This window comes from Arthrobacter sp. BE255 (assembly GCF_031457335.1).
Taxonomy (GTDB): Bacteria; Actinomycetota; Actinomycetes; order Actinomycetales; family Micrococcaceae; genus Arthrobacter.
This window is the reverse complement of sequence record NZ_JAVDWK010000002.1, coordinates 172990-178040: the sequence shown is the minus strand read 5'-3', so window position 1 is coordinate 178040 and position 5051 is coordinate 172990. Positions and strand designations below refer to the sequence as shown.

Genomic DNA, 5051 nt, shown 5'->3' with positions numbered 1-5051 from the left:
GACTCCTGGCTCAGTGGTCGAAGTGGGTGCGGGGCGCGCCCTCCGGGAGGTTGTCCAGGATGTCCTCTGCCACTTTGCGGAGCTTGATGTTCCGGTGGCTGGAGGCTTTGGAGATGATGCCGAACGCCTCCCGGTAGGAGCACCTGTTCTGCGCCATGACCACCCCGCAGGCGATGTCGATGGAGGTCCGGCTCTCCAGTGCCGAGCGGAGATCGGCCGCGGACGTCCGGGCTTCCCGGAGCTCCAGGACCAGCCTGAGGCTACGCGATGCGAGGTCCGCAAAGACGAGGGCGGCGGCGACCACGGCCTGCGGAAATGCCGCCGTCCTTGCGGCAAAAAACGCCAAGGCCGACTGCGCGCCGTCGTCCAGCTGCAGCGGCACCGCCAGGACGCTCCTATAGCCGGCGGGCCTCACGAGGCGCCTGTATTGGGGCCAGCGGAAATCCGTGGCCAGGTGGTTTGCCGCCACGGGAAGTCCGGTGGCCAGGGCATCAGTCAGCGGGCCCTCGCCCAGTTCCAGTTCCCTCGAGGCCAGCGCGTGTGGGTGGCCGGCCGTCCCCGCCACGGTGGTGTGCTTGCCGGCGGACACCACTACGGCGCAGTCGGCGGTGGCGCCCGCGGCCTGGCTGAGCGTTGCCCCGGCCATCCGGGCCAGCGTGTCCAGTGACTCCTCGAGGTTCTGGCTGCCCGTCACGAGGTCGAGCAAAATCCCGTCCCGGAGGTCGTCCGTTCCCGGGAGGTCGACGGCGCCGCGGGGTATTTCCGCCCCATCGATCGGGGCCGGGGACGGCGTGCACTGGCTGTTCATGGCCAGGTCAGCAGCTTCCGGGCGGAGTGGTGTACGGAGGAGCGGACGGCGCGAAGAAAGGGCCGGCGACGGCTGGGGGAGAGGCCTTGGTCTCAAAGACCTCCTCGTCGCCGGCCCCGCTTACTGCCCCGGTCCTGGAGGCCGGGAAGCCGCAATATTCGGGTCCTGCTCGCATTCCCTTCCTCACACCCCCAAGTGAGCAAATTACCTTCGTTCTCTCAGTTGAAGGTAGTTCCCGGCGGCACCGGAGAGAACGGGTAATCAGTACTCGTTTTTCAGATTAGGTAGTACTTGGTTTTGGTGTGGAGTACTCAGGTTTTGGCCGTGCCGCGTAGTACAGCAGGCTGGCTGACCGTATGCTCGGGAGCGTTCGACCAGTCCTGACGCGTTGAAAGGCACCCCATGGCACACGCCGAAAATGAGATCACCATCGACCGGTCCGCGGCTGAGGTTTATGCCTTCCTCGCGGATGGCCTGAACAACACAAAATGGCGCCCGGGGGTCAAGGACATCGCTTTGGCCAGTGGTGCCGCGGGCGCGGAAGGCGCCGTATACAGCCAGACGCTGACAGGCCCTCGCGGCCGGCCCATCCAGGGCGACTACCGGATCACCACCGCGGACCCCGGAAAAACGCTCGCCTTCCAGGTCATTGCCGGCCCGGCCCGGCCGGAAGGAAGCTACCGGCTCACCGAGGACAATGGCCGGACCACAGTCCATTTCACCCTGGACCTCAAGCCGGCTGGACTCATGAAGGTGCTTGACGGCCTCATCACCAAGACGATGCAGTCCGAGGTTGCCCAGCTTTCCAGCCTGAAATCGGCAGTGGAAGCCGGCTAGGTCCCCACGGCCGCGGCCTTCACCGCAGCGGCCGGAACCACCACCCGAACAGTCCTTGACTCACCGTGCTGTCAACGCTAACAATTGATTTCTATAACGTTGTACAAAACTAGAAACGAGGAAGTTTTCGTGGGCACATCAGAGTCAGCCGCCGCCAAGGTCACCATCGACCCGTCCTTCACCGTGGGGCCGGTCCGCCGCCGGACCTTCGGCGCATTCGTCGAACACCTGGGCCGCTGCGTGTACACCGGGATCTTCGAGCCGGAGCATGCGACGGCGGACGAGGACGGTTTCCGGACGGACGTGCTGGAGCTGACCCGCGAGCTTGGCGTCTCCACGGTCCGGTACCCGGGTGGAAACTTCGTCTCCGGCTACCGGTGGGAAGACGGCGTGGGCCCGGTGGAGCAGCGCCCCGCCCGCCTGGATCTGGCCTGGCACTCCACGGACCCCAACCTGGTGGGCGTGGACGAGTTCGCCAAGTGGTCCGCCAAGGCCGGCGTCGAAACCATGATGGCCGTCAACCTGGGCACCCGCGGCGCGCAGGAGGCCCTGGACCTGCTGGAATACTGCAATGTCGACGGCGGCACCGCCTTCTCCGATCAGCGCAAGGCCAACGGCGCCGACAGTGGATACGGGATCAAAATGTGGTGCCTGGGCAACGAGATGGACGGCCCGTGGCAGATCGGCCACAAGAACGCCCTCGAATACGGCCGGCTCGCCGCTGACACCGCCCGCGGCATGCGGATGATCGATCCGGACCTGGAACTGGTGGCCTGCGGCAGTTCCGGACCCACCATGCCCACGTTCGGCGAGTGGGAGCGCGTGGTCCTGACGGAGACTTACGACCTCGTGGACCTCGTCTCGGCGCACCAGTACTTCGAGGACTTCGGCGACCTGCAGGAACACCTCGCCGCCGGACACAAGATGGACTCCTTCATCCGCGACATCGTGTCCCACATCGACCACGTGAAGTCGGTGAAGAAGTCCGACAAGCAGGTCAACATCTCCTTCGACGAGTGGAATGTGTGGCACATGAGCCGCGGCGAGTCCAAGGCACCCAGTGGCCAGGACTGGCCCGTGGCCCCCGTCCTGCTGGAGGACATCTACACGGTGGCCGACGCCGTCGTCGTCGGTGATCTGCTCATCACGCTGCTGCGCAACACGGACCGGGTGCACTCCGCGAGCCTGGCGCAGCTCGTCAACGTCATCGCGCCCATCATGACCGAACCCGGCGGCCGGGCCTGGAAGCAGACCACCTTCCACCCGTTCGCGCTGACGTCCCGGCACGCCGCCGGAACCGTGCTGCAGCTCGCCGTCGAATCCCCGCTGGTCAGCGGCGGCAAGACCGCCGACTTCACCGCGCTGTCCGCCGTGGCAACCCTCGACGCCGACAACGGCGAGGCAGTGGTCTTCGCCGTCAACCGCTCGGCGACTGACGCACTCACGCTGGACGCCGCCGTCGCCGGGCTGGGCAACGTCAAGGTCATCGAAGCAATCACCTACGCCAACAAGGATCCGTACTGGCAGGCAACCGCCGATGACTCAACGTCCGTCCTGCCCGCGCAGAACGTCAGCGTCAAGGCCGACGGCGGCCGGCTCACCGCGGAACTGCCGGCGGTGTCCTGGTCCATGATCCGCCTGGCACTGGAGTCCTAGGCCGGACGCGATCCCCCGGCCATGACGCGGGCGGCCGGTTGGTGGAAAGATAAGGGCCATGGAACTGCACATCACCGGTGACCCGGCTGCCGACAAACTCCTCAGCGATGACGCGTTCGCGCTCCTGACCGGCATGCTGCTGGACCAGCAGGTGACCATGGAATCCGCCTTTGCGGGCCCGGAGAAAATCCGGGCCCGCATCGGGTCGATCACGCCCGCCGCCGTGGCCGAGTACGAACCGCAGGCCTTCGTGGAGGTCTTCAAGGAACGGCCCGCAGTGCACCGCTTCCCCGGCTCCATGGCCGGCCGCGTCCAGGCGCTTGCTGAGACGGTCCAGAACGACTGGGACGGCGACGCGACGCTGATCTGGACCAAGGGGGAACCCGACGGCAAGGAAGTGCTGCGCCGCCTGCAGCAGCTCCCGGGCTTCGGGGAACAGAAGGCAAAAATCTTCCTGGCACTCCTCGGCAAGCAGCGCGGGCTGGAGGCGCCGGGCTGGCGCGAGGCCGCAGGCCACTACGGTGATCAGGATGCCTTCCTTTCAGTGGCGGACATCGTAAGCCCGGAGTCCCTCGTCAAGGTCCGGGCGTCGAAGCAGGCGGCCAAGGCTGCCGCCAAAGCCGCGAAAGGCTGATCCGGCGGGGCCGGCCACGGGGCTGTTACGACGGCGGGTTGTTCCGGTTGCGGCATTATCTGCAACGATGTACGGAAACGGATTCGCAAGGAGAATGAAGCACCGATGGCAGTGACCATGAACGACGTTGCGCGCGCCGCGGGTGTATCGCTGAAAACGGTCTCGAATGTGCTCAACGACTATGAGTTCATCCGGCCGGCCACCAAGCAGCGCGTCCACGACGCCATCGCGGAACTGGGCTATGAAGCGAACCTGACCGCGCGGAGCCTGCGTTCCGGGAAAACGCGCATGCTGGGCCTGGTCCTGTCCGATCTGTCCGCGCCGTACTACGCGGAACTGGCGTCCCGGCTGATGACCGTGGCCTCCCGGCGCGGCTACCGCGTCCTCGTGGAGCAGTCCGGGGCCGTCGCCGACACCGAACTCACCGCCCTGCAGGGCCCGTTCCGGCAGCTGACCGACGGCCTGCTGTTCACGCCCATCGCCATGGAGGCCGACGCCGTCGCCGCCCGCCGCGGCACCAAGCCCGTTGTGCTGCTCGGCGAGCACATCGTGGACCCGCGGTTCGACCTGGTCACCATGAAAAACGAGGAAGCCGCCACCGCGGTCACCGCCCACCTGCTGGCGGCAGGCCGCCGTCGGATCGCCGTGGTGGGTGCCTATCCGGGGGAGTCCGCCGGCACAGCCGGGTTGCGGCTCAACGGCTACCGGAAGGCCCTCGACGACGCCGGGGTGGCCTTTGACCCTGCCCTTGTGGCCCCCGGAGAGTGGCGGCGCGACTCAGGGGCTGCCGCCGTCGCGGGCCTGTTGGATGCCGGCATCCCGTTCGATGCCGTGTTTGGCCTCAACGATGCCCTGGCCCTGGGCGCGATGCACGAACTGCTGGTCCGCGGCGTGAAAGTCCCGCAGGACGTGGCCGTCGCAGGTTTTGACGACATCGACGAGGCACGGTTCGCGTCGCCGTCGCTGACCACCGTGTCGCCGGGAATGGATGAGATTGCCGAGCGGTCCATCGGGCTGCTGATCGACCGGATCGAGGGGCTGGAATCGGCTGACGACGGTGTGCATGTCGAAGCCGGATTTGTGCTGAAGGTCCGCGAGTCGGCACCGTAGGTCTCG

At 66.7% G+C, this 5051-nt stretch carries 5 protein-coding genes; 4 read left to right on the top strand and 1 reads right to left on the bottom strand.

Annotation, left to right across the window (positions count from 1 at the left end; all coding sequences use genetic code 11):
• Positions 1 to 10: 10 nt before the first annotated feature.
• Entirely contained in the window at positions 11 to 808 is a 798-nt protein-coding gene (locus J2X42_RS04175) for a GAF and ANTAR domain-containing protein (RefSeq protein WP_310162509.1), read from the bottom strand.
• Between the two features lie 402 nt (positions 809 to 1210).
• Between J2X42_RS04175 and J2X42_RS04170 the strand changes: the two genes are divergently transcribed.
• From J2X42_RS04170 to J2X42_RS04155, 4 genes are all read left to right on the top strand, one after another.
• A complete protein-coding gene (locus tag J2X42_RS04170; protein ID WP_310162507.1) occupies positions 1211 to 1645 on the top strand; it encodes an SRPBCC family protein in 435 nt (144 codons plus the stop codon).
• Between the two features lie 129 nt (positions 1646 to 1774).
• A complete protein-coding gene (locus tag J2X42_RS04165; protein WP_310162506.1) occupies positions 1775 to 3301 on the top strand; it encodes an alpha-N-arabinofuranosidase in 1527 nt (508 codons plus the stop codon).
• 58 nt (positions 3302 to 3359) lie between these two features.
• Positions 3360 to 3935 (top strand): HhH-GPD-type base excision DNA repair protein, encoded by a 576-nt coding sequence (locus tag J2X42_RS04160; RefSeq protein WP_310162504.1) that lies wholly within the window; start codon positions 3360 to 3362, stop codon positions 3933 to 3935.
• A 105-nt stretch (positions 3936 to 4040) separates the two neighbouring features.
• Positions 4041 to 5045 carry a LacI family DNA-binding transcriptional regulator gene (locus J2X42_RS04155; protein ID WP_310162502.1) on the top strand — a complete coding sequence of 335 codons (1005 nt, stop codon included), beginning with the start codon at positions 4041 to 4043 and terminating at the stop codon, positions 5043 to 5045.
• The last annotated feature ends 6 nt before the right edge of the window (positions 5046 to 5051 follow it).

Bases quoted from the DNA above. Each gene is read 5' to 3' on its own strand.
- J2X42_RS04160 (WP_310162504.1), top strand. From the start codon at position 3,360: ATGGAACTGCACATCACCGGTGACCCGGCTGCCGACAAACTCCTCAGC.
- J2X42_RS04155 (WP_310162502.1), top strand. From the start codon at position 4,041: ATGGCAGTGACCATGAACGACGTTGCGCGCGCCGCGGGTGTATCGCTG.
- J2X42_RS04170 (WP_310162507.1), top strand. From the start codon at position 1,211: ATGGCACACGCCGAAAATGAGATCACCATCGACCGGTCCGCGGCTGAG.
- J2X42_RS04175 (WP_310162509.1), bottom strand. From the start codon at position 808: ATGAACAGCCAGTGCACGCCGTCCCCGGCCCCGATCGATGGGGCGGAA.